Genomic DNA, 20,981 nt, shown 5'->3' with positions numbered 1-20,981 from the left:
GCGGCCATGCGTCGTGGAGGTCCTTCGGTGCTCGGCATCGTGCTGGCGGGCGGAGAGGGCAAACGCCTGATGCCCCTGACCGCGGACCGCGCCAAACCCGCGGTCACCTTCGGCGGCACGTACCGCCTGGTCGACTTCGTGCTGTCCAACCTGGTCAACGGGGACATCCTGCGGATCTGCGTGCTCACGCAGTACAAGTCGCACTCCCTGGACCGGCACATCACCACCACCTGGCGGATGTCCAGCCTGCTCGGCAACTACGTCACCCCCGTCCCCGCCCAGCAGCGCCTCGGCCCGCGCTGGTTCCTGGGCAGCGCCGACGCGATCCTGCAGTCCCTGAACCTGGTGCACGACGAACAGCCCGAGTACGTCGCGGTGTTCGGCGCCGACCACGTGTACCGGATGGACCCGCGCCAGATGCTCGCCCAGCACATCGAGTCCGGCGCGGGCGTCACCGTCGCCGGGATACGGGTCCCGCGCGCCGAGTCGCCGTCCTTCGGTGTGATCACCCCGGGCTCCGACGGGCAGACCGTCACCGGCTTCCTGGAGAAGCCCGCCGACCCGCCCGGACTGGCCGACGACCCCGGGTGCGTCTTCGCCTCGATGGGCAACTACGTCTTCACCACCAAGGCCCTGATCGAAGCCCTGCACCGGGACGCCGAGGACGAGAACTCCGTGCACGACATGGGCGGTTCGATCCTGCCCCAGCTCACCGAGCGGGGCGAGGCCGCGCTGTACGACTTCAGCGCCAACCACGTGCCGGGGGAGACCTCACGGGACCAGGGCTACTGGCGGGACGTGGGCACGCTGGACGCCTACTACGACGCCCACATGGACCTGATCGCCGAGCGGCCCGCGTTCAACCTCTACAACCGGGACTGGCCCGTCTACACCCACTCCACCCAGCTCTCGCCCGCCCGCTTCAACGGCGGTGGCATCGCCGGCGAGTCGATCATCAGCGCGGGCTGCCTGGTCCGGGGCCAGGTCACCCGTTCCGTGCTCTCGCCGGGCGTGGTCGTCGACCCGGGGGCGGTCGTGCAGGGCTCCGTGCTGCACGACAACGTGCACATCGGCCGGGGCGCGGTGGTGCGCGGGGCGGTCCTCGACAAGAACGTGGAGGTGCCGCCGGGCGCGACGATCGGTGTCAACCCGCAGCGTGACGGCGAGTTGTACACCGTCTCGAAGGGCGGCGTGATCGCGCTGGGCAAGGGGCAGCGGGTGCCGTGACGCGGGGACGGCCGGACGGACCACGGCCCCGGGCCGCGCGATACGCGCGTCAATCCCGGGGCCGTTGTCATGTCCCTGGACGTCAAGCGGAATCCGTGCTGTCATGCCACTGCACCTCTGCCTTACATCGTTGTATGACGTTGCATGACATCGATGTCCGGGCCACCAGCCGTCACCCGTTCTCGAGGAGAGGGTCAGTGCGCACCAAACGACTCAGAGACAGACTCGCGCTGCTGCTAGCCGCCGCCCTCGGCGTCGCGGGACTCGCCGCCGTCCCGGCCGCCAACGCCGCCGACCCGGCGGGCACCGGCGACACCGCGGAGATCCACGGCCTGAAGGGCGAGTACTACACCCAGTCCGCCCCCGGTGCCTTCGACTTCCACGAACTCAAGGCCACCGGCTTCGACCAGCAGGTCGACTTCAACACCCTGGAGCCGCGACTCGCCTTCGCCACCGGCCAGTCGGACGACGTGAACGTCCGCTGGACCGGCAAGCTGGTCCCGGAGAAGACCGGCGCCCACACCTTCTCGATCATCGGTGACAACGGCTTCCGCCTCTGGATCGGCGGACAGCTCGCCATCGACCACTGGGTCGACGACTGGGACCGCGAACAGACCGCCCAGCCGATCGAGCTGACGGCCGGCCAGTCCTACGACATCAAACTGGAGTACTTCGAGCACTACGGCGGCTCCAACCTCCACCTGCGCTGGACCGAGCCCGGCGGCAGCAAGGAGGCGATCCCGCAGTCGGCGTTCCGTCTGCCCGACGGCTTCGAGTACAACGGCGCGACGGCGACCACCGTCCAGTCCACCGGCCGCACCCTCAGGCTCGACTTCGCGAGCCCCCTCGCCGTACCTCCGGCCGGCTTCACCGACCACCTCGAAACCGTGATCGGCGGCGCCGAGTGGCCGCTCGGCGAGACCAGGCTCGACCCCGCCGACCCGAGCGCCCTGCTCGTCGCCCTCGACCAGCCCGTCGTCGGCAACAAGGACGGGGACGCGCCCGGCACCGCCGACGTCCGCTACGACGGGGAAGGCGGCCTCACCGACGCCGAAGGCAACGTTGTCAACGCCTTCTGGAGCAGCGGCGGCAACGAGTCCACCTACGAGCTGCGCACCGAGTGGGCCGACGAGGTGGGGCCGGACAACGCCCTGCCGGAGTACCCGCGCCCGCAGCTGACCCGCGACGACTGGCAGAACCTCAACGGCCGCTGGCAGTTCGCCGCCGCCGAGGCGGGCGAGCAGCCGCCGGTCGGCAAGAACCTCAAGGAGCGCATCCTCGTCCCGTACCCGGTGGAGTCCCAGCTCTCCGGCATCCAGCGGCACGAGGACCGCATGTGGTACCGCCGCACCTTCACCGTGCCCCGCGACTGGCACATCGGCCACGGCCAGCGGCTCAGGCTGAACTTCGGCGCCGTCGACTGGCAGTCCGAGGTGTACGTCAACGGCACCAAGGTCGCCGGCCACAAGGGCGGTTACGACAAGTTCAGCGCCGACGTCACCGACGCCCTCAAGCCCGGCCGCACCCAGGAGCTGATCGTCGGCGTCTACGACCCGACCGACGCGGCGAACGGCGAGAACCCGCCGCTCGGCAAGCAGCGCCTGGACCCGAGCGGCATCTGGTACACGCCCAGTTCCGGCATCTGGCAGACCGTGTGGATGGAGCCTGTCGCCCGGGACCACGTGGACTCCCTGAAGCTCACCCCGCACGTGGACGGGTCGGCGAGCACCCTGACCGTCGAGCCCAAGGGCGTGCGCGACGGCGTACGCGTCAAGGCCACGGCGTACGCCGGGCACCGCAAGGTCGCCACGGTCAGCGGACGCACCGGTGAGCCGCTGACCCTGAAGATCCGTGCCCCGCGCCTGTGGTCGCCCGACGACCCCTTCCTGTACGACCTGAAGGTCACCGTCGGACACGACCGGGTCGAGAGCTACTTCGGGATGCGTTCCATCGCCGTCGAGAAGGTGAACGGCGTACCGCGCACCATGCTCAACGGCGAGCCCGTCTTCATGATGGCCACCCTCGACCAGGGCTTCTGGCCCGACGGTCTGCACACCGCGCCCACCGACGAGGCCCTCGCGTACGACCTGAAGGCGCACAGGGAGATGGGCTTCAACTCGGTCCGCAAGCACATCAAGGTCGAACCCGACCGGTGGTTCTACTGGGCCGACAGGCTGGGCCTGCTGGTGTGGCAGGACATGCCCGCGATGACCGCCGGCAAGAACCCGTCCACCGCCGCCCGCGCCGAGTACGAGCGCGAGATGAAGGAGATGATCGACGAACACGTCAGCCACCCGTCGATCATCATGTGGGTCACCTTCAACGAGGGCTGGGGCCAGTACGACATCGGCCGCGTCGCCGCGCAGGCCAAGGCCTGGGACCCGACCCGGCTCGTCAACAACCAGTCGGGCCTGAATCTCGGGGCCGACGGCGGCGCCGGCGACATCATGGACGAGCACGGCTATCCGAGCCCCGCGCTGCCCCCGTCGCCCGACGGCGAACGCGCCCTGGTCAGCGGCGAGTACGGCGGCCTTGGCCTCGCCGTGCCCGGCCACGCCTGGTCGGTGCAGCAGTCCTACGTCGACGTCGACCCGGCGACGTACACCGACGACTACCTCACCAAGCTCGACGAGGTGCGCGCCCTCGCCTGCAAGGGCGGCAACGGCGCGGTCTACACACAGATCACGGACGTCGAGGGCGAGCTGAACGGCCTGCTGACGTACGACCGCAAGGTCGTCAAGCCCGATGTGCAGCGGATCAGGGCGGCCCACGAGCAACTGATCGACGACATCTCCCGGGCCACCCCGGCGAACTGCGCCTGATCGCACGACACGCGACACCCACGGCGGGGCGCCTCGTGCGTCCCGCCCCCGCCCCCGCACTCCGGCACCTGCGACCCCTCCCGTCCCGTCTGGAGCTCCATGACTCTCGACCGACGCCGTTTCCTGCACCGCGGTTCCCTCGTCGTCGGCGCGCTCGCCGTGGGGGTGCCCGCACTGGGCGCACCCGCCGCCGCGGCCGGCGCCCCCGCCTCCGACGCCTTCACCCGGCTGGCGCCCGGCAGCGTCACCGCGCGCGGCTGGCTCGCCGGACAACTCCGCCTCCAGCTCGACGGATTGTGCGGCCGCTACGCCGAGCGCTCCCACTTCCTCGACTTCGCGACCTCCGGCTGGGTCCACCCCCAGAACGGCGGGTGGGAGGAACTGCCGTACTGGCTGCGCGGATACGTCCCCCTCGCCGTCGCCACCGGTGACGCCGAGGCGCTGGACCGGTCCCGCCGCTGGATCGACGCGATCCTCGCCACCCGCCAGGACGACGGCTTCTTCGGTCCCCGGGCGCTGCGCACCTCGCTCAACGGCGGGCCCGACTTCTGGCCGTTCCTGCCCCTGCTCCAGGCACTGCGCACCTGGGAGGAGTACGCGGGCGACCCGCGGATCCTGCCCCTGTTCACCGGGTTCCTGCGGTTCATGAACGCCCAGGGCAAGGGCGCCTTCGACTCCAGCTGGGTCTCGCTGCGCTGGGGCGACGGCATCGACCTCGCGCTGTGGCTGCACCGCCGCACCGGCGACGCCTTCCTGCTCGACCTCGTCGAGAAGATGCACACCTGGGGCGCCGACTGGACCGGCCCGCTGCCCAGCCCGCACAACGTCAACATCGCCCAGGGCTTCCGCGAACCCGCCCAGTACGCCCAGCTCTCCGGCTCCGCCGCCGACACCCGCGCCACCTATGACACGTACGAGCGGGTGATGGGCGGGTACGGGCAGTTCCCCGGGGGCGGGCTGGCCGGGGACGAGAACATCCGGCCCGGGTTCGGTGACCCGCGGCAGGGTTTCGAGACCTGCGGCGTCGTCGAGTTCATGGCCGCCCACGAGCTGCTGGTCCGGATCACCGGCGACCCGGTCTGGGCCGACCGCTGCGAGGACCTGGCCTTCAACGCGCTGCCCGCCGCCCTCGACCCCGAGGGCCGTGCCGTCCACTACGTCACCAGCGCCAACAGCGTCGACCTGGACAACGCCCGCAAGACGCAGGGACAGTTCCAGAACGGCTTCGCCATGCAGGCCTACCAGCCCGGCGTCGACAACTACCGCTGCTGCCCGCACAACTACGGCATGGGCTGGCCCTACTTCACCGAGGAACTGTGGCTCGGCACGCCCGACCGGGGCCTGGCCGCCGCGATGTACGCCCCCTCCCGGGTCACGGCCGCCGTCGGCGCCGACGGCACCCGGGTGACCGTCACCGAGGACACCGACTACCCCTTCGACGACACGATCACCCTCACCGTGTCGGCACCGCGCCGTGTCGCCTTCCCGCTGAGCCTGCGGATACCGGGCTGGTGCGAGGGGCCGCGGGTGCGGGTCAACGGCCGGCCCGTGCCCGCGGCCGACGGTCCGGCCTTCGTCCGCGTCGAGCGCACCTGGTCCGACGGCGACCGCGTCACCCTGCGCCTGCCGCAGCGGACCACCCTGCGCCCCTGGCCGGGCAACCACGGCTCGGTCAGTGTCGACCGGGGGCCGCTGACGTACGCCCTGAAGATCGGTGAGCGCTACGTCCGGTACGCGGGCGACGACACCTTCCCCGAGTACGCGGTCCACGCGACCACGCCGTGGAACTACGGCCTCGTGCCCGGCGCCGCGCCCGTCTTCCGCCGTGTCCGCGCCCGGGTCGCGGACAACCCGTTCACCCACGAGACCGTGCCCGTCCGGCTCACCGCCCGTGCCCGCCGCATCCCCGAGTGGGTCGCGGACGACGAGCACGTCATCGCCCCGCTCCAGCCGAGCCCGGCCCGCTCCACCGCACGGGTCGAGGAGGTCACCCTGATCCCGATGGCCGCCGCCCGGCTGCGCATCGCCTCCTTCCCGACCGCCGCCCCGGACGGCACCCCCTGGGTCCCCGAGCCGCCCTTCCGGCGCGTCCAGAACAAGCACAGCGGCAAGGTCCTCGCCGTCGACGGGATGTCCACCGCCAACAGCGCCCGAGTGGTGCAGTTCGCCAACACCGGCACCGGCGACCACGCCTGGCAGCGGATCGACCAGGGCGACGGCTGGTTCCTCGTCCGCAACGGCCACAGCGGCAAGGTCCTCGGCGTCGACGGGATGTCCACCGCCGACAGCGCGCGCGTCGTGCAGTACGAGGACAACGGCACCGACGACCACCTGTGGGCCTTCGCCGACCAGGGCGACGGCTGGTTCCTGATCCGCAACAAGCACAGCGGCAAGGTCCTCGGCGTGGACGGCATGTCGACCGCCGACAGCGCCCAGGTCGTCCAGTTCGACGACAACGGCACCGACGACCACCTCTGGCGTTTCGTCTGAGCGGCCGAGCGGGGCCGAGCGGGGCCGAGCGGGCCGGGCGGGACCGGAGAACACGAGAGAAGAAGACGGACGCACGAGAAAGAAAGACGGAGGCACCTTCCATGAGCTGGACCGAACGGCTGCGCGGCGCGGCGACGGCCGCCGCCGCGGCGGCGCTCCTCGCGAGCGCCCTCGCCGTACCCGCCGCCCAGGCGGCCCCCGACGGACCGTTGACCGACCTCGTGAACCCCTTCATCGGGACCGAGAACGAGGGCAACACCTACCCCGGTGCCGCCGTGCCCTTCGGCATGGTGCAGTTCTCGCCGGACACCGGCCACAACACCGGCTACGACCACTCCGACACCCACATCCGCGGCTTCTCCCTGGTCCACCTCTCCGGCGTCGGCTGCGGACTCGGCGGCGACCTGCCGGTGCTGCCGACCACCGGCGACGTCACCGAGACCGACTACGCGAAGTACGCCGCCTCCTTCAACCACGACGACGAGGAGGCGAGCCCCGGCTACTACCGCGTCGGCCTCGACTCCGGCGTCGACGCGGAACTGACCGCCACCGAACGCACCGGCGTGCAGCGCTACACCTTCCCGGCCACCGACAAGGCCAACGTCCTGCTCAACGCCGGCCAGTCGCTGCACAGGAACATCTCCGCCGAGGTCGAGGTCCTCGACAGCCGCACCGTGCGCACCGCGATCACCGGCAGCGGCTTCTGCCAGGACACGAAGCCGTACACCGTCTACACGATCACCCGCTTCGACCGGCCCTTCGCCTCCTACGGCACCTGGGACGACGGCACCGTGACCGCGGGCTCGAAGACCGGCGGCGACGGCGCCTACGTGCGCTTCGACACCACGAAGGACCGCACCGTCGAGGCCACCACCGCCCTGTCCTACGTGGACGCGCGCGGCGCCGCGCGCAACCTGCGCGCCGAGGGCGGGCACTCGTTCGACCACGTGCGCCGCGGCGCACAGCGCACCTGGGAGAAGCGGCTGGACGACGTCCGGGTCCGGGGCGGCGACGACACCCTGCGCCGCACCTTCTACTCGTCCCTGTACCGGTCCTTCCTCGCACCCAACGTCGGCAGCGACGTCGACGGCCGCTACACCGGCTGGGACCAGGAGATCCACCGCGCCAAGGGCTTCACGTACTACCAGAACTGGTCCCTGTGGGACACCTACCGCACCCAGTCCCAGCTCCTGTCCCTGCTCGCGCCCCGCGAGGCCCGGGACATGGCGATCTCCGTCATCAAGATCGACGAGGAGAGCGGCTGGCTGCCCAAGTGGGGCTATGGCACCGTCGAGACCAACATCATGACGGGCGACCCGGTGACCCCCTTCCTCACCAACGCCTACCAGCAGGGCCTGCTGCACGGCTGGGAGGAGAAGGCCTACCGGGCGCTGAAGAAGAACGCCGACGGCGTCCCGCCCACCGACTCGCCGGCCGTCGGCCGGGAGGCCAACCGGGAGTACCTCGCCGACGGCTTCGCGCCGTACGTCAAGGGCCGCCCGCACGCCAAGCCCGGCGACTCCGACTACGACCACGGCGCCTCCGCCACCCTGGAGTACGCCCTGTCCGACGCCATGCTCTCCCGCATGGCCCGCGACCTCGGCCACGACGCGGACGCCGAGCGGTACGCGGAGCGCGCCCAGAGCTACCGCAACGTCTTCGACCCCTCCACCGGCTTCTTCCGCGCCCGTGACGCCGAGGGCGCCTTCACCGGCCCGGCCGACCCGGCGCAGAGCGAGGGCTTCCACGAGGGCACGTCCTGGCAGTACCAGTGGCTGGTGCCGCAGGACCTGCCCGGCATGATCGACCTCATCGGCGGCACCGAGGCCGCGAACGAGCGGCTCGACTCCTTCTTCGCCTACGACCGGCTCCTCGCCGACCCGGCGAAGACCGCCCGCGAGGTCTGGGTGAACGGGCCGTACGACTACTACAACGCCGACAAGTACAACCCGCAGAACGAACCCGACCTCATCGCCCCGTACACCTACCTGTCCACCGGGCAGCCCTGGAAGACGACCGACGTGGTGCACGCGGCACTCACCCTGTTCACGGACACGCCGACCGGCATGACCGGCAACGACGACCTCGGGACCATGTCCGCCTGGAACGTCCTGTCCTCGATCGGGATCTTCCCGATCCAGCCCGGCTACGACACCTGGGGCCTGTCCACCCCGGTCTTCGACCGCGTCGACCTCACCCTCGACCGCCGCTACTACCCGCGCGGCGCCCTGACGATCACCGCGCCCGGCACCTCGGACACCGACCGGTACGTCCAGTCGGCCCGCGCCGACGGCTCGGCCTACGCCCGGACCTGGCTGACGACGGACGCCCTGCGCTCCGTGCGGTCGCTCGCGTTCACGGTCGGCCCGCAGCCGTCCGGGTGGGGAACCTCGACGGAGGCGGTGCCGCCGCCGCTGACGTAGGCCGACGTCAGCCAGATGCCCCATGAGTCGCAGCAGTCCCGCCCCTGCCGAAAGGGGCGGGACTTTATCCACTGTTAACTGTGCGTAACTTGATCGTACTTGACCGTAATCGACGGGAGGCGATTGACTGCTTGTCCACCCACGGCCCACCCGCCGCCCACGCGTCGTCCTTGCGAGGCAAGCCCTTGACTCCCGATCCGCTCGCTCCCCTCGACCTGGCGTTCTGGAACATCGAGTCCGCCGAGCACCCCATGCACCTGGGCGCGCTCGGCGTCTTCGAGGCCGACTCGCCCACCGCGGCCGCCCACGCCGCGGACCTGCTCGCGGCCCGCGCCCCCGCGGTGCCCGGACTGCGCATGAGGATCCGGGACACCTGGCAGCCGGAGCCGGGCCTGCGGGCACCCCTGTCCTTCGGCGGCGCGACCCGCGAGCCCGACCCGCGCTTCGACCCGCTCGACCACGTGCGGCTGCACGCCCCGGCCACGGACTTCCACGCCCGGGCCGGCCGCCTCATGGAGCGCCCCCTGGAGCGCGGGCGGCCGCCCTGGGAGGCGCACGTGCTGCCGGGCGCGGACGGTGGGGCCTTCGCCGTGCTCTTCAAGTTCCACCACGCCCTGGCCGACGGCCTGCGCGCCCTGACCCTGGCCGCCGGGGTCCTCGACCCGATGGACCTCCCCGCCCCCCGGCCCCGCCCCGCACGGCCGCCGCGCGGGCTCCTGCCCGACGTGCGCACGCTGCCGGGCAGGCTGCGCGACGCCCTCTCGGACGTCGGCCGCGCCCTGGACATCGGTGCCGCCGCGGCCCTGTCCACCCTGGACGTGCGCTCCTCGCCCGCGCTGACCGCCGAGTCCTCCGGGACGCGCCGGATCGCGGGCGTGGCCGTCGACCTCGACGACGTGCACCACGTCCGCAAGACCACCGGCGGCACGGTCAACGACGTGCTGATCGCGGTCGTCGCCGGTGCCCTGCGCCGCTGGCTGGACGAGCGCGGCGACGGCAGCGAGGGCGTCGCGCCCCGCGCCCTCATCCCCGTGTCCAAGCGCCGCCCGCGCACCGCCCGGCCCCAGGGGAACCGGCTCTCCGGCTACCTGATGCGGCTTCCGGTCGGCGACCCCGACCCGCTCTCCCGCCTCGGCACGGTCCGCGTCGCCATGGACCGCAACAAGGACGCCGGTCCCGGCCGCGGCGCCGGAGCGGTCGCCCTGCTCGCCGACCACGTGCCGGCGCTCGGCCACCGGCTCGGCGGGCCGCTGGTCTCGGGGGCCGCCCGGCTCTGGTTCGACATCCTGGTCACGAGCGTGCCCCTGCCCAGCCTCGGGCTGCGGCTCGGAGGTCACCCCCTCACCGAGGTCTACCCGCTGGCGCCCCTGGCCCGCGGCCACTCCCTCGCGGTGGCCGTCTCGACGTACCGGGGCCAGGTGCACTTCGGTCTGCTCGCCGACGGGAAGGCCGTGCCGGACCTCGACCGCTTCGCCCTGGCGGTGGCCGACGAGGTGGAGACGTTGCTCACGGCCTGCCGTCCCTGACCCCGGCCGGTTTGGATCCGGGCCGCACGCTGAATAAAATCCGCTGTTCGACAGCGGTCGCCTCCCGGAGCGCCGCAACGGTGACCAGGGAACGGCAGCGGCGATGACGGTGACACAGGACGGCCCGGCGACCACGGACGAGGCGGCCGCCTCCGCGTACGGCCCCGGCATCGACCCCGAACGGCTCGCCGTCTGCCTCGACGTACTGAGGGAACTCGACGAGCTGGACGTCGACCACCCCGACGCGGTCGCGGTCCGCCGGGCCACCTCGCACATCTACCGCATGGTCAAGCAGCGCCGCCGCCAGGAGCGCCGGGCCGCCAAGACCGCCCACGACAAGTCGGTCACCGAGGCCACCGCCACCGGCTCCGCCGAGCGCATCGACGACGAGACCGAGGGCCTGCTGCCCTCCTCGCGCACGGAGGAGGGCACGATCGCGGGCATACTGCAGCGCCCGCGCTCCTGCTACATCTGCAAGCAGCGCTACGTCGAGGTCGACTACTTCTACCACCAGCTCTGCCAGGACTGCGCCGCCGAGAACCGGGCCCGCCGCGACGCCCGCGCCGACCTCACCGGCAAGCGGGCGCTGCTCACCGGCGGCCGGGCCAAGATCGGCATGTACATCGCACTCAGGCTGCTGCGCGACGGCGCGCACACCACGATCACCACGCGGTTCCCCAAGGACGCCATCCGCCGCTTCAAGGCGATGGACGACTCCGCGGACTGGATGCACCGCCTGGAGGTCGTCGGCATCGACCTGCGCGACCCCGCCCAGGCCGTGGCCCTGGCCGAGCAGGTCACCGAGCAGGGGCCGCTCGACATCCTGATCAACAACGCCACCCAGACCGTGCGCCGGCTGCCCTCCGCGTACGGCGCGCTGGTCGAGGGCGAGAGCGCCCCGCTGCCCGCCGGGGAGCTGCCCGCCCACCACGTCATCGGCGCCTTCAACTCCGGCGCCGTGGACGGACTGGCCGCGCTGCCGCTGGGCACCTCGGGGCTCGACGCGCAGCAGGTGGCCGACCTCGCCCTGGTCGCCGGCAACGCCAGTGTGGTCCGGCACCGCGAGGGGACCGCCATCGACGCGGGCGGACTGGTCCCCGACGTGGTCGACTCCAACACCTGGGTGCAGACCATCGAGCAGATCTCCCCGGTGGAACTGCTCGAGACCCAGCTGTGCAACTACACCTCGCCGTTCATCCTCATCAGCGCGCTGCGCGCCTCGATGGCCGAGGCCGCGCGCAAGGCCCCGGCGGGGCGCGCCTACGTCGTCAACGTCTCGGCCATGGAGGGCGTCTTCGCCCGCGGCTACAAGGGCGCCGGGCACCCGAACACCAACGCGGCCAAGGCGGCGATGAACATGGTGACCCGGACCAGCGGCCAGGAGATGTTCGACACCGACAAGATCCTGATGACCTCCGTCGACACCGGCTGGATCACCGACGAACGCCCCCACTACGACAAGCTGCGCCTGGCCGAGGCCGGCTTCCACGCCCCGCTCGACCTGATCGACGGCGCCGCCCGCGTCTACGACCCCATCGTGCGCGGCGAGGCGGGCGAGGATCTCTACGGCGTCTTCCTCAAGGACTACGCACCCGGAAAGTGGTGAGGGAGCCTCAGTCCACCAGGCCCAGCCGCGAGTTCCGCGCCGCCGTCAGCTCCAGCACCGAACGCCAGTCCTCCAGGACCCCCGCGTCGAAGTCGGCGGTGCGGGCCTCGTCGTCCGCCTGAAGCAGGCTGACCAGGTCGTCGTCGTGGGCCCGGTCGCCGGGACGGGCCTGACGGCGCACCAGGCGGGCGACGCGCACGCCGAGCAGCGGCCGTACCGCGTCGGCGGTCCGGGCCGCCGGGGCGCCCGGCCACAGCAGCCGGCCCACGGGCGACACCAGCCCGGCGACCTGGAGCTCCTTGTCGGCCGGGCGGCGCCGGCGCAGCAGCGCGGCCGTCCGCAGGGCGTGCCCGTGCGGATCGCGGGGTCCACCGCCGGGCCCGGCCGCGGGCCGCTCGCCCCGGCAGGCGTACAGCAGGTCCATCAGCTCCTCGACGCTGCGCAGTTCCATGCCTCGGTCCTCCCACGAGACAGCCGTTGCCGACCGGCAGCAGACCATGGCGAGCTTGCGAGGCAGCCAACGGCAACTTAATTGCGCCCGAGCCCTCCACCCGTATTCGCAGGTGCGGACGTCGGTGTAGGCCGAACGGGTGAGTTGCGCGCGGTGCGGAAGCGGAGGAATCGGGGCAGACTTGGGCCAACTGCGCGCGAGGTGAAGGGCAATGGTTCTCCCATCTTTTGAGCCCCATAGAGCGCGCCCCCGCTCATTTGGTTAATCTGGTCCGGACGGACGGCAGCACAGGGCACTACCCACACCCAGAGTCCGTCATGGGACGAGCCGGTTCACAACGGCCTGCTTCCGTACGAGTTCCGGCGCCACCGCGTCCGATCTGCATCTGCATTCGACCCACACTCGAGCGGGCGCCGGGTGCCGGACAGGAGACTGGCGTCGGCAGGCCCCGAGGGTGACCCGACACATAAGGAGTGCGCGGTGACACCGGAAACGACGACGAAGCCAGAACAACGCACCGAGGAACGCAGCGGGCGCGCCCGCAGGCCCGGAGAGATCGGCAGCCTCGACGTGTGGGCGCGCTCCGCCCCGATCCGTCTCGCGGGCTACGAGGAGGACCTCGCCGAGCCGCACATCCTGCCGAGCGTGGACTGACCCGCCCGCCACCCACCGAGGCCGCCGGGCGCATGGGCGTGCCAGACTCACGCCCATGCTGATCAGGGAAGCCACGCCCGGCGACTGGCCGCACATCTGGCCCTTCTGGCACCGCATCGTCGCCGCCGGCGAGACCTACGCCTGGGACCCGGACACCTCCGAGGAGGACGCCCGGGCCCTGTGGACGAACCCCGCCAAGCGCGTCTACGTCGCCGAGGACGACTCCGGCGCCGTCGTCGGCTCCGCCTACGTCACGCCCAACTACGGCGGCCCCGCCGCCCGCATCGCCAACGCCGGCTTCATGGTCGACCCCGGCCGGGCGGGACGCGGCACCGGCCGGGCCCTCGCCGAGTACGTCCTGGAGGCGGCCAGGGCCGAGGGATGCCGGGCCATGGTCTTCAACGCCGTCGTCGAGACCAACCCCGCCGTGCGGCTGTGGACCTCCCTCGGCTTCACGATCCTGGGCACGGTGCCGGACGCCTTCGACCACCCCCGGCACGGGCGGGTCGGCCTGTACATCATGCACCGCGCCCTGTAGGACCGCCTCAGTCCAGCGGTGCGGTCCGGCGCCAGGGGCGGAGCGCCTCGATCCGCTCCGCCAGCTCCAGCAGCGTCGCCTCCGAGCCCGGGCGCCCCACCAGCTGCACGGCGCAGGGCGCGCCCGAGTCCAGCGTGCCGAACGGCACCGACATCGCGGGCAGGCCGGTCAGGTTCCACGGCGGCGTGAACGGCGAGTACGCGGAGTTCGCCACCACGTTGCGCAGCCAGCCCCGTTCGTGCCAGGGCCCGGCGCCGGGGGAGCGGCGGGCCAGCGCCGGGGTGAGCAGGACGTCGTACTCGGCGAAGAACGGCTCCAGGCGTTCGCGCAGCCGCTCCCGGTCCGCGCCGTCCGCCACCCGGGCGACGAAACGCCGCCCGAGGGCCGCGTGCACCCGCGTGCGCCTGGTCAGCAGCCGCCGGTCGAGGCCGCGTGCGTCCACCGACGTACCGGCCGTCCAATGGGTCAGTGCGGTCACCCCCAGGGACGCCGGGTAGGGCGGGTCGGCGCGCCGTACCTGGTGGCCCGCCTTCATCAGGACCCCGGCCGCCTCGCGCAGGGCCCGCGCGTACGGCCGGGCGACGGGGACGCCGGCCAACGGACTGCGCAGCGAGGCGGCGACGCGCAGGGCGCCGGAGTCCTCGCGCTCCGGCAGGGGGTCGTCCGCGAGGACCGTGAGCATCAGGCGGGCGTCCGCGACCGTGGTGGCCAGCGGCCCGTTCTCCGACATGCCGAACCAGTCGCCCTCGCCGATGCCCGCGGGGACCACGCCCCGGCCCGGCTTGAGGGTGACGAGCCCGCAGTTGGCCGCGGGGATGCGCAGCGAGCCCATGCCGTCGTTGCCGAGGGCGAGCGGCACCATCCCGGCGGCCACCGCGGCCGCGCTTCCGCCCGACGAACCGCCCGCCGAGCGGGCCGGGTCCCACGGATTGCGGGCCGTGCCGAGCACCCCCTCGGTGGTGCCGAACACGCACAGCTCCGGCACGTTCGTCACCCCCACCACCACCGCGCCGGCCGCCCGCAGCCGGGCCACGGTGACGTGGTCGGCGTCGGCGGGCGTGTGCGGGGTTGCGGCCGAGCCCACCCGGGTGGACTCCCCGCGCACCGCGAGATTGTCCTTGACCGCCACCGGCACGCCGGCCAGCGGCAGTTCGCCCAGATCACCCCGGGCGCCCACCTCCTCGGCCTCGGCGAGCGCCGCCTCGGCCCGCACCGCGCGGAAGGCGCCGACGCGGCCGTCCAGCCGCTCGATCCGGGCCAGGTGCTCCGCCACCACCTCGCGGGGCGTGGCCCGCTTCTCCCGTACGGCGGCGGCGATCTCGACGGCGGTGCGGCCGGCCCGGTCGGTCACGGAGGGCTCCTAGGGGTGCGGTGACGGGGGTGCTGGATTACTGATGAGTACGCAGGACAGCACTCTGCCCGTCCGAGGCGCGCACGTCGAGAGCGCGGGGCCGCCCGGCCGCGTTCAGATCCCCCGGGCCGGTCCCGTGCTGTCCCGCTCGATCAGGCGTGGCACGGGCACCCGCACCGTCCGGGCCGGACCGCCGTCGAGCAGGGCGGTCAGCTCCGTGGCCGCCGTACGGCCGAACTCCACACTGTCCCGGGACAGGGCGGACAGCCACGGCTTGACCATGCGGCACAGCGCCGAGTCCTCCCAGGCCACCACGGACACGTCCGCCGGTACCGAGAAACCCAGTTCGGTGGCCGCGGCGACCCCGGCGACGGCCATCACGTCGTTGTCGTAGATCAGGGCCGTCGGGGGAGCGGGCGCCTCCAGCAGGCGGCGGGTGACGGCCGCGCCCTCCGCGTCCGAGTAGTCGGTGGTCACCGACTCGACCTCGCCGAGACCCCGCCGCCCGGCCTCCGCGCGCAGCGCGCGGATACGGCGCTGGGTGTGGGCGAGGCCCGGCAGCCCGGCGATGTGGACGATCCGCCGGTGCCCGAGCGCGTGCAGCCCGTCCACCAGGGCGGCCATCGCGCCCGCGTCGTCCGCCCACACCGTCGACAGCCCCGGATGGCGCTCGTCCGGCGCGCCGCCGATCACCACGGCGGGCAGGCCGAGTTCGTCGAGCAGGTCCGGACGCGGATCGTCGGTGCGCGGGTCGACCACGAGGACGCCGTCCACGCGGTGTTCGGCCCACCAGCGCCGGTAGACCGCGCACTCGTCCTCGACGTCCGGCGCCACCTGGAACAGCAGCCCCAGGTGCCGGCCCGCCAGCACCTCCTGGATCCCCGAGACCAGTTGCAGGAAGAAGGAGTCGACGCCGAGGGTGTGCGCGGGCCGCGCCAGCACGAAGCCGACCGTCGCCGAACCCTCCCCGGACAGGGCGCGCGCCGCCGTACTGGGCCGCCAGCCGAGCTGCTCGGCCACCCGGCGCACCCGGTCCCGGGTGACCTCGGAGACCCCCGGCCGGTCGTTCAGCGCGAACGACACCGCGCTCTCGGAGACGCCGGCCCGCCGCGCGATGTCCTTCATCGTCGGCCGGCGCGCGGCGGGCCGCTTGGCCGGCATGCGCGTTCCTTTCCTCGGTGCGAGCGTCAGAGCTAAAGCGCTTGAGTGCGAAGATCCTAAAGCGCATTAGTAGTTCCTGGCAAGTTCTCGCTCGCACTGCTCTGACCTGGACTAATGCTGTGTCTTTCGCTTTAGTTGGCGGGAATCCATTGACTTTCCGCGGAAACGCCGTGCATGGTCGCTGGCATCCCACCGCCGACGTCCTTCAGGGAGACGTGCCACCGTGCCCACCTCGCGCAGAACATTCGCCGTCGCCGCCGTAGCCGCCCTCGTCCTGCCGCTCAGCGCCTGCGGTTCCGGGGGCGACGGCGGCGGCTCGACCGACGCCTCGGGCAAGGTCGAGGGCGACATCACCTTCGAGACCTGGAACCTGCGGGCCAACTTCAAGGACTACTTCGAGGGCCTGATCGCCGACTTCGAGAAGAAGTACCCCGACGCCCACGTCAAGTGGGTCGACCAGCCCGGCGAGGGCTACGCCGACAAGATCAGCGCCGACGCCGCCGGCGGCACCCTGCCCGACGTCGTCAACGTCTCCCCGGACCTCGTCGCCCCGCTCGCCAAGGCGGGCCTCGCCCTCGACCTGGAGAAGGCGGCCGGCCAGTACGAGAAGGAGTACCTGGAAGGGGCCTGGGCCAGCCACCGGATACCGGGCATGGACGGCACGTACGCCTTCCCCTGGTACCTCAACACCGGCCCGCTCTTCTACAACAAGTCCCTCTTCGAGAAGGCCGGACTCGACCCCGAGCAGCCGCCGAAGACCTACGACGAGGTCTTCGACGCCGCCCTGAAGATCGCCGACAAGACCGACGGCGAGGTCGCCACGCTCGCCAACGTGCCCACCATCGAGGACTTCGGCCGCTACGGCGTCCCGCTCATGAACAAGGAGGGCACCGCCTTCGCGTTCAACGACGCCAAGGGCGTCCAACTCCTCACCCACTACAAGGAGCTGTACGACGCCAAGGCCCTCGGCCCGCAGGCGCTGACCGCCACCCCCGAGTCCTCCGGGAAGAAGTTCCTCACCGGCGCCGTCGCCATGAACCCGGGCAGCGCGCTCGACCTCGCCAACTTCAAGAAGCAGGCGCCGAACCTGTACAAGAACATCGGCATCACCGACCAGATCACCAGCACTGGCCACGTCAACATGTACGTGATGGGCCTGATGGTGAACGCGCAGAGTCAGCGCAAGCCCGCCGCGGTCGCCTTCGCGCACTACGTCACCGACGCGGCGCACCAGATGTCGTTCGCCAAGCAGGTCGCCATCTTCCCGAGCACCGCCGGTTCGCTGGACGACCCGTACTTCACCAAGGAGGACGGCACCGACGAGACCCGCGTCCGGGTCGCCGCCGCCAAGTCGCTGAAGACGGCCGTCAACTACACGCCCGTGCTGTTCAGCGAGCAGATGAAGACCGAGCTGCGCAACGAGGTCGCCAAGGCGCTCCAGGGCAAGCAGAGCCCGAAGGAAGCCCTCGACAACGCTGTCAAGGCGTGCGACCGGCTCCTCCAGCAGCAGGGCTGAGACGTCATGGCGAGTCCCACCCTCACCACCGGCACCCCGGGCGCCCGCAAGGGCCCCGGCCCCCGGCGCGTGCGACGGCAACTGCCCGCCAGCCCCTGGCTGTTCGCCGCGCCCGGCCTGCTGATCGCCGGCGCGTTCATCCTGTACCCGTTCGTCTCCACCCTCGTCAACGCCTTCACCGACCGCCGCACACTGGTCCCGGGCGAGTTCGTGGGCCTCGCCAACTTCCGCGAGCTGCTCCACGACGACATGTTCTGGATCGGCCTGCGCAACAGTTCCCTGTACGTCCTCGGGGTCGTCCCCGCGCTGGTCCTGCTGCCGCTGCTGCTCGCGCTGCTGGTGCAGAAGAACATCCCCGGCATCACCTTCTTCCGCTCGGCCTTCTACACCCCGGTCGTCGCCTCGATCGTCGTCGTCGGGCTGATCTGGGTCTGGCTGCTCGACGAGCGCGGCCTGGTCAACTCGCTGCTGGAGATGCTCGGTGCGAGTCCCGTGGGCTTCCTCAGCGACCAGTGGCTGATCCTGCTGAGCGCGATGGCCGTCACGGTCTGGAAGGGCCTCGGCTACTACATGATCATTTACCTGGCGGCGCTCGCCAACGTGCCGCGCGAGCTGCACGAGGCCGCCGCCGTGGACGGCGCGGGCGCGGTCCGCCGCTTCCTCACCGTCACGGTGCCCGCCGTCCGCTCCACCATGGTCCTGGTCGCCGCGCTCTCCTCGGTCGCCGCCTTCAAGGTCTTCTCCGAGGTGTACCTGATGGCGGGCCCCAACGGCGGACCGGCCGGCGAGGACACCACCCTCGTGATGCTGGTCCAGCGCACCGGCACCGGCCTCACCGGCCGCGTCGGCTACGCCTCAGCCATCTCCGTCGTCGTCTTCGTCGTCACCGTCGTCCTGATGCTGCTGGTCCTGCGGGCCGACCGGAAGGAGGAGTCGTGAGCCTCGCCGAGAAGACCCGGCCCGCCGAGAAGCCCCGGGCCACCGGCCGTGAGCGGAAGCGGCGACGCGAACCCCGGATCACCGACGAGCACGGCCGCCGCATCCGCGTGTGGGAACTGGCCCTGCGCTACCTGCTCCTGCTCGGCGTCCTCGCCCTGACCATCGGCCCGTTCCTCTGGCAGCTGTCGACCTCGCTCAAGGGCCCCACCGAGGACATCTTCAGCTCCCCGCCGAAGTTCCTGCCCTCCGAACCCACCCTGCACAACTACGACCGGGTCGCCGACACCATCCCCGTGTGGGACTACGCCCTGAACTCCCTGAAGGTCGCCGCGGCCAACGTCGTCACCAACTGCGTCGGCGCCGCCCTCGCCGGGTACGCCCTGGCCCGGCTGCGCTACCGCGGCCGGCGCGTCGCCACCCTGGTGTTCATCCTGACCATGCTCGTGCCCGTGGAGGGCATCATCATCGCCCAGTTCACCACCATGCGGGAGCTGGGCCTCAACAACACCCTCGTCGGCGTCCTGCTGCCCGGCTGTGTCAGTGCCCTCAACGTGCTCCTCATGCGCAACGCCTTCCTCAACCTCCCCTACGAGATCGAGGAGGCGGCCTTCGTCGACGGCGCCAACGTCTGGCAGCGGTTCTACCGGATCGCGCTGCCCGCGGTGAAGGGCACCCTCGCCGTCGTCGCGATCTTCGCCTTCATGGGCGCCTGGGACGACTTCCTGTGGCCCCTGATCGTGCTGAGCGACCCGTCCAGGTTCACCCTGACCATCGGCCTGAACTACCTCCACGGCACCTTCGCCAACGACGAACGCCTCGTCGCCGCCGGCACGATCATCGCCGTGGCGCCGCTCATCCTCCTCTTCGCCTGCCTCCAGCGGTACTTCTTCCGCGGCGTGGGCGAGGGCGCCGTCAAGGGCTGAACCACCCGCTTCCCCCTCACAAGGACACCGCATGCCTTCTGCCGTGCGCTTCGGCGTCAACTACACCCCGAGCGAGGGGTGGTTCCACCACTGGCTCGACTTCGACCTCGACTCCGTACGCGCCGACCTGGACTCCATCGCCGCACTGGACGTGGACCACGTCCGCGTCTTCCCGCTGTGGCCGTACTTCCAGCCCAACCGCGCCCTGATCCGCGAGCGCGCGGTCGAACACCTGGTGGCGCTGGTCGACGCGGCCGGCGAACGCGGCCTCGACGTCAACGTGGACGGCCTCCAGGGTCATCTGAGCAGCTTCGACTTCGTGCCGGCCTGGACCCGCACCTGGCACCGCCGCAACCTGTTCACCGACCCCGACGTCGTCGAGGGCCAGGCCACCTACCTGCGCACCCTCGCCGCCGCCCTGGCCGGCCGGTCCAACTTCCTCGGCATGACCCTCGGCAACGAGGTCAACCAGTTCTCCGCCGGCCCCCACCCCGACCCGGACCGCGCCACCAGCGCCCAGATCGACGCCTGGCTGGAGCGGATGCTGGCCGCCTGCGAGGAGGGCGCCCCGGGCCGGATGCACCTGCACGCCGAGTACGACGCCACCTGGTACCAGGACGACCAGCCCTTCACCCCGGCCCAGGCCGCCCGGCGGGGCGCCGTCACGGCCGTGCACTCCTGGGTCTTCAACGGCACCGCCCAGCGCCACGGCCGCACCTCGGTGCCCAGCGAGCACCACGCCGCCTACCTGGTCGAACTGAGCAAGGCCTGGGCCGACGACCCGCACCGTCCGGTGTGGCTCCAGGAGGTCGGCGCCCCCGCGCCCCTCGTCCCCGCCGAGCACGCCGCCGCCTTCACCGAGGCGACCGTCGAGAACGCCCTGGACTGCCCCGGTCTGTGGGGCGTCACCTGGTGGTGCTCCCACGACGTGTCCCGGTCGCTGGCCGACTTCCCGGAGCTGGAGTACGGGCTCGGGCTGCTGACCAACGACCGCCGCCCCAAGGACTCGGCACGGGTCCTGGCGAGCGCGGCCCGTGCGGCGCGGGAGGGTGCCCGCCCCGCGCCCGCTCCGCGCACCACCGCCCTCGCCGTTCCGGCCGATCCCGCCGCGCGCTCGGCCTGCGCCCCCGGCGGTGCCGTCTTCGACGCCTTCTTCCGGCTGGTCGCCGACGGCGCCCGCCCCACCACCGTGCTCGACACGCGCGTCGCCGACACCGCACACCTCGCCGCGCGCGGCATCACCGAGGTCGTCGCCCCCGACGACGTACTGGCCGCTCCCGGTCCGCACGGTTCGGACCGCGCCCGGCGGGGGAGCAGTACCTGACGTCGGCCCCGTCATCGTGACCCACCCCTG

General features: G+C 72.0%; 15 protein-coding genes. 12 read left to right on the top strand and 3 right to left on the bottom strand.

The window, feature by feature from the left end:
- Positions 1-6: 6 nt before the first annotated feature.
- From glgC to OHA99_RS03235, 6 genes are all read left to right on the top strand, one after another.
- A complete protein-coding gene (gene glgC, locus OHA99_RS03260; protein WP_042822757.1) occupies positions 7-1,227 on the top strand; it encodes a glucose-1-phosphate adenylyltransferase in 1,221 nt (406 codons plus the stop codon).
- A 197-nt stretch (positions 1,228-1,424) separates the two neighbouring features.
- A complete protein-coding gene (locus OHA99_RS03255; RefSeq protein ID WP_405693897.1) occupies positions 1,425-4,049 on the top strand; it encodes a PA14 domain-containing protein in 2,625 nt (874 codons plus the stop codon).
- Between the two features lie 99 nt (positions 4,050-4,148).
- Positions 4,149-6,539, top strand: a complete 2,391-nt coding sequence (locus OHA99_RS03250) for an RICIN domain-containing protein (protein WP_381500744.1) — start codon at positions 4,149-4,151, stop codon at positions 6,537-6,539.
- Between the two features lie 101 nt (positions 6,540-6,640).
- On the top strand, positions 6,641-8,962 hold the full coding sequence (locus OHA99_RS03245) for a GH92 family glycosyl hydrolase (protein WP_405693894.1): 2,322 nt from the start codon (positions 6,641-6,643) through the stop codon (positions 8,960-8,962).
- 185 nt (positions 8,963-9,147) lie between these two features.
- Positions 9,148-10,488 carry a wax ester/triacylglycerol synthase family O-acyltransferase gene (locus OHA99_RS03240; RefSeq protein ID WP_405693891.1) on the top strand — a complete coding sequence of 447 codons (1,341 nt, stop codon included), beginning with the start codon at positions 9,148-9,150 and terminating at the stop codon, positions 10,486-10,488.
- A 103-nt stretch (positions 10,489-10,591) separates the two neighbouring features.
- Positions 10,592-12,094 carry an SDR family NAD(P)-dependent oxidoreductase gene (locus OHA99_RS03235; RefSeq protein ID WP_366471481.1) on the top strand — a complete coding sequence of 501 codons (1,503 nt, stop codon included), beginning with the start codon at positions 10,592-10,594 and terminating at the stop codon, positions 12,092-12,094.
- Positions 12,095-12,101: 7 nt separating this feature from the next.
- Here OHA99_RS03235 and OHA99_RS03230 read toward each other — a convergent pair whose 3' ends face one another.
- On the bottom strand, positions 12,102-12,545 hold the full coding sequence (locus OHA99_RS03230; RefSeq protein WP_381500753.1) for a hypothetical protein: 444 nt from the start codon (positions 12,543-12,545) through the stop codon (positions 12,102-12,104).
- A gap of 480 nt (positions 12,546-13,025) precedes the next feature.
- Between OHA99_RS03230 and OHA99_RS03225 the strand changes: the two genes are divergently transcribed.
- Positions 13,026-13,199, top strand: a complete 174-nt coding sequence (locus OHA99_RS03225; protein ID WP_007389762.1) for a hypothetical protein — start codon at positions 13,026-13,028, stop codon at positions 13,197-13,199.
- 55 nt (positions 13,200-13,254) lie between these two features.
- Positions 13,255-13,737 carry a GNAT family N-acetyltransferase gene (locus OHA99_RS03220; RefSeq protein ID WP_405693886.1) on the top strand — a complete coding sequence of 161 codons (483 nt, stop codon included), beginning with the start codon at positions 13,255-13,257 and terminating at the stop codon, positions 13,735-13,737.
- Between the two features lie 7 nt (positions 13,738-13,744).
- On the opposite strand, the gene OHA99_RS03215 is transcribed toward OHA99_RS03220, so the two are convergent.
- Positions 13,745-15,088, bottom strand: coding sequence for an amidase (locus OHA99_RS03215; RefSeq protein WP_153176730.1), 1,344 nt, complete (start codon positions 15,086-15,088; stop codon positions 13,745-13,747).
- A 114-nt stretch (positions 15,089-15,202) separates the two neighbouring features.
- Positions 15,203-16,249 carry a LacI family DNA-binding transcriptional regulator gene (locus OHA99_RS03210; RefSeq protein ID WP_164381361.1) on the bottom strand — a complete coding sequence of 349 codons (1,047 nt, stop codon included), beginning with the start codon at positions 16,247-16,249 and terminating at the stop codon, positions 15,203-15,205.
- A gap of 223 nt (positions 16,250-16,472) precedes the next feature.
- Between OHA99_RS03210 and OHA99_RS03205 the strand changes: the two genes are divergently transcribed.
- The 4 genes from OHA99_RS03205 to OHA99_RS03190 are packed head-to-tail and all read left to right on the top strand — an operon-like array spanning position 16,473 to position 20,951.
- Positions 16,473-17,765 carry an ABC transporter substrate-binding protein gene (locus OHA99_RS03205; protein WP_405693882.1) on the top strand — a complete coding sequence of 431 codons (1,293 nt, stop codon included), beginning with the start codon at positions 16,473-16,475 and terminating at the stop codon, positions 17,763-17,765.
- 6 nt (positions 17,766-17,771) lie between these two features.
- Positions 17,772-18,704 carry a carbohydrate ABC transporter permease gene (locus OHA99_RS03200; RefSeq protein WP_153176727.1) on the top strand — a complete coding sequence of 311 codons (933 nt, stop codon included), beginning with the start codon at positions 17,772-17,774 and terminating at the stop codon, positions 18,702-18,704.
- A complete protein-coding gene (locus tag OHA99_RS03195; protein WP_165683830.1) occupies positions 18,701-19,627 on the top strand; it encodes a carbohydrate ABC transporter permease in 927 nt (308 codons plus the stop codon). The genes OHA99_RS03200 and OHA99_RS03195 overlap by 4 nt, the downstream gene beginning before the upstream one ends.
- A 31-nt stretch (positions 19,628-19,658) precedes the next feature.
- Positions 19,659-20,951 carry a cellulase family glycosylhydrolase gene (locus OHA99_RS03190; protein ID WP_282881869.1) on the top strand — a complete coding sequence of 431 codons (1,293 nt, stop codon included), beginning with the start codon at positions 19,659-19,661 and terminating at the stop codon, positions 20,949-20,951.
- Positions 20,952-20,981 lie beyond the last annotated feature (30 nt).

The sequence above is a fragment of the Streptomyces coelicoflavus genome, assembly GCF_045041415.1.
GTDB classification, from domain to species: Bacteria; Actinomycetota; Actinomycetes; order Streptomycetales; family Streptomycetaceae; genus Streptomyces; species Streptomyces coelicoflavus.
Note: the sequence above shows the minus strand (reverse complement) of the source record. Positions and strands in the feature narration are given on the sequence as shown.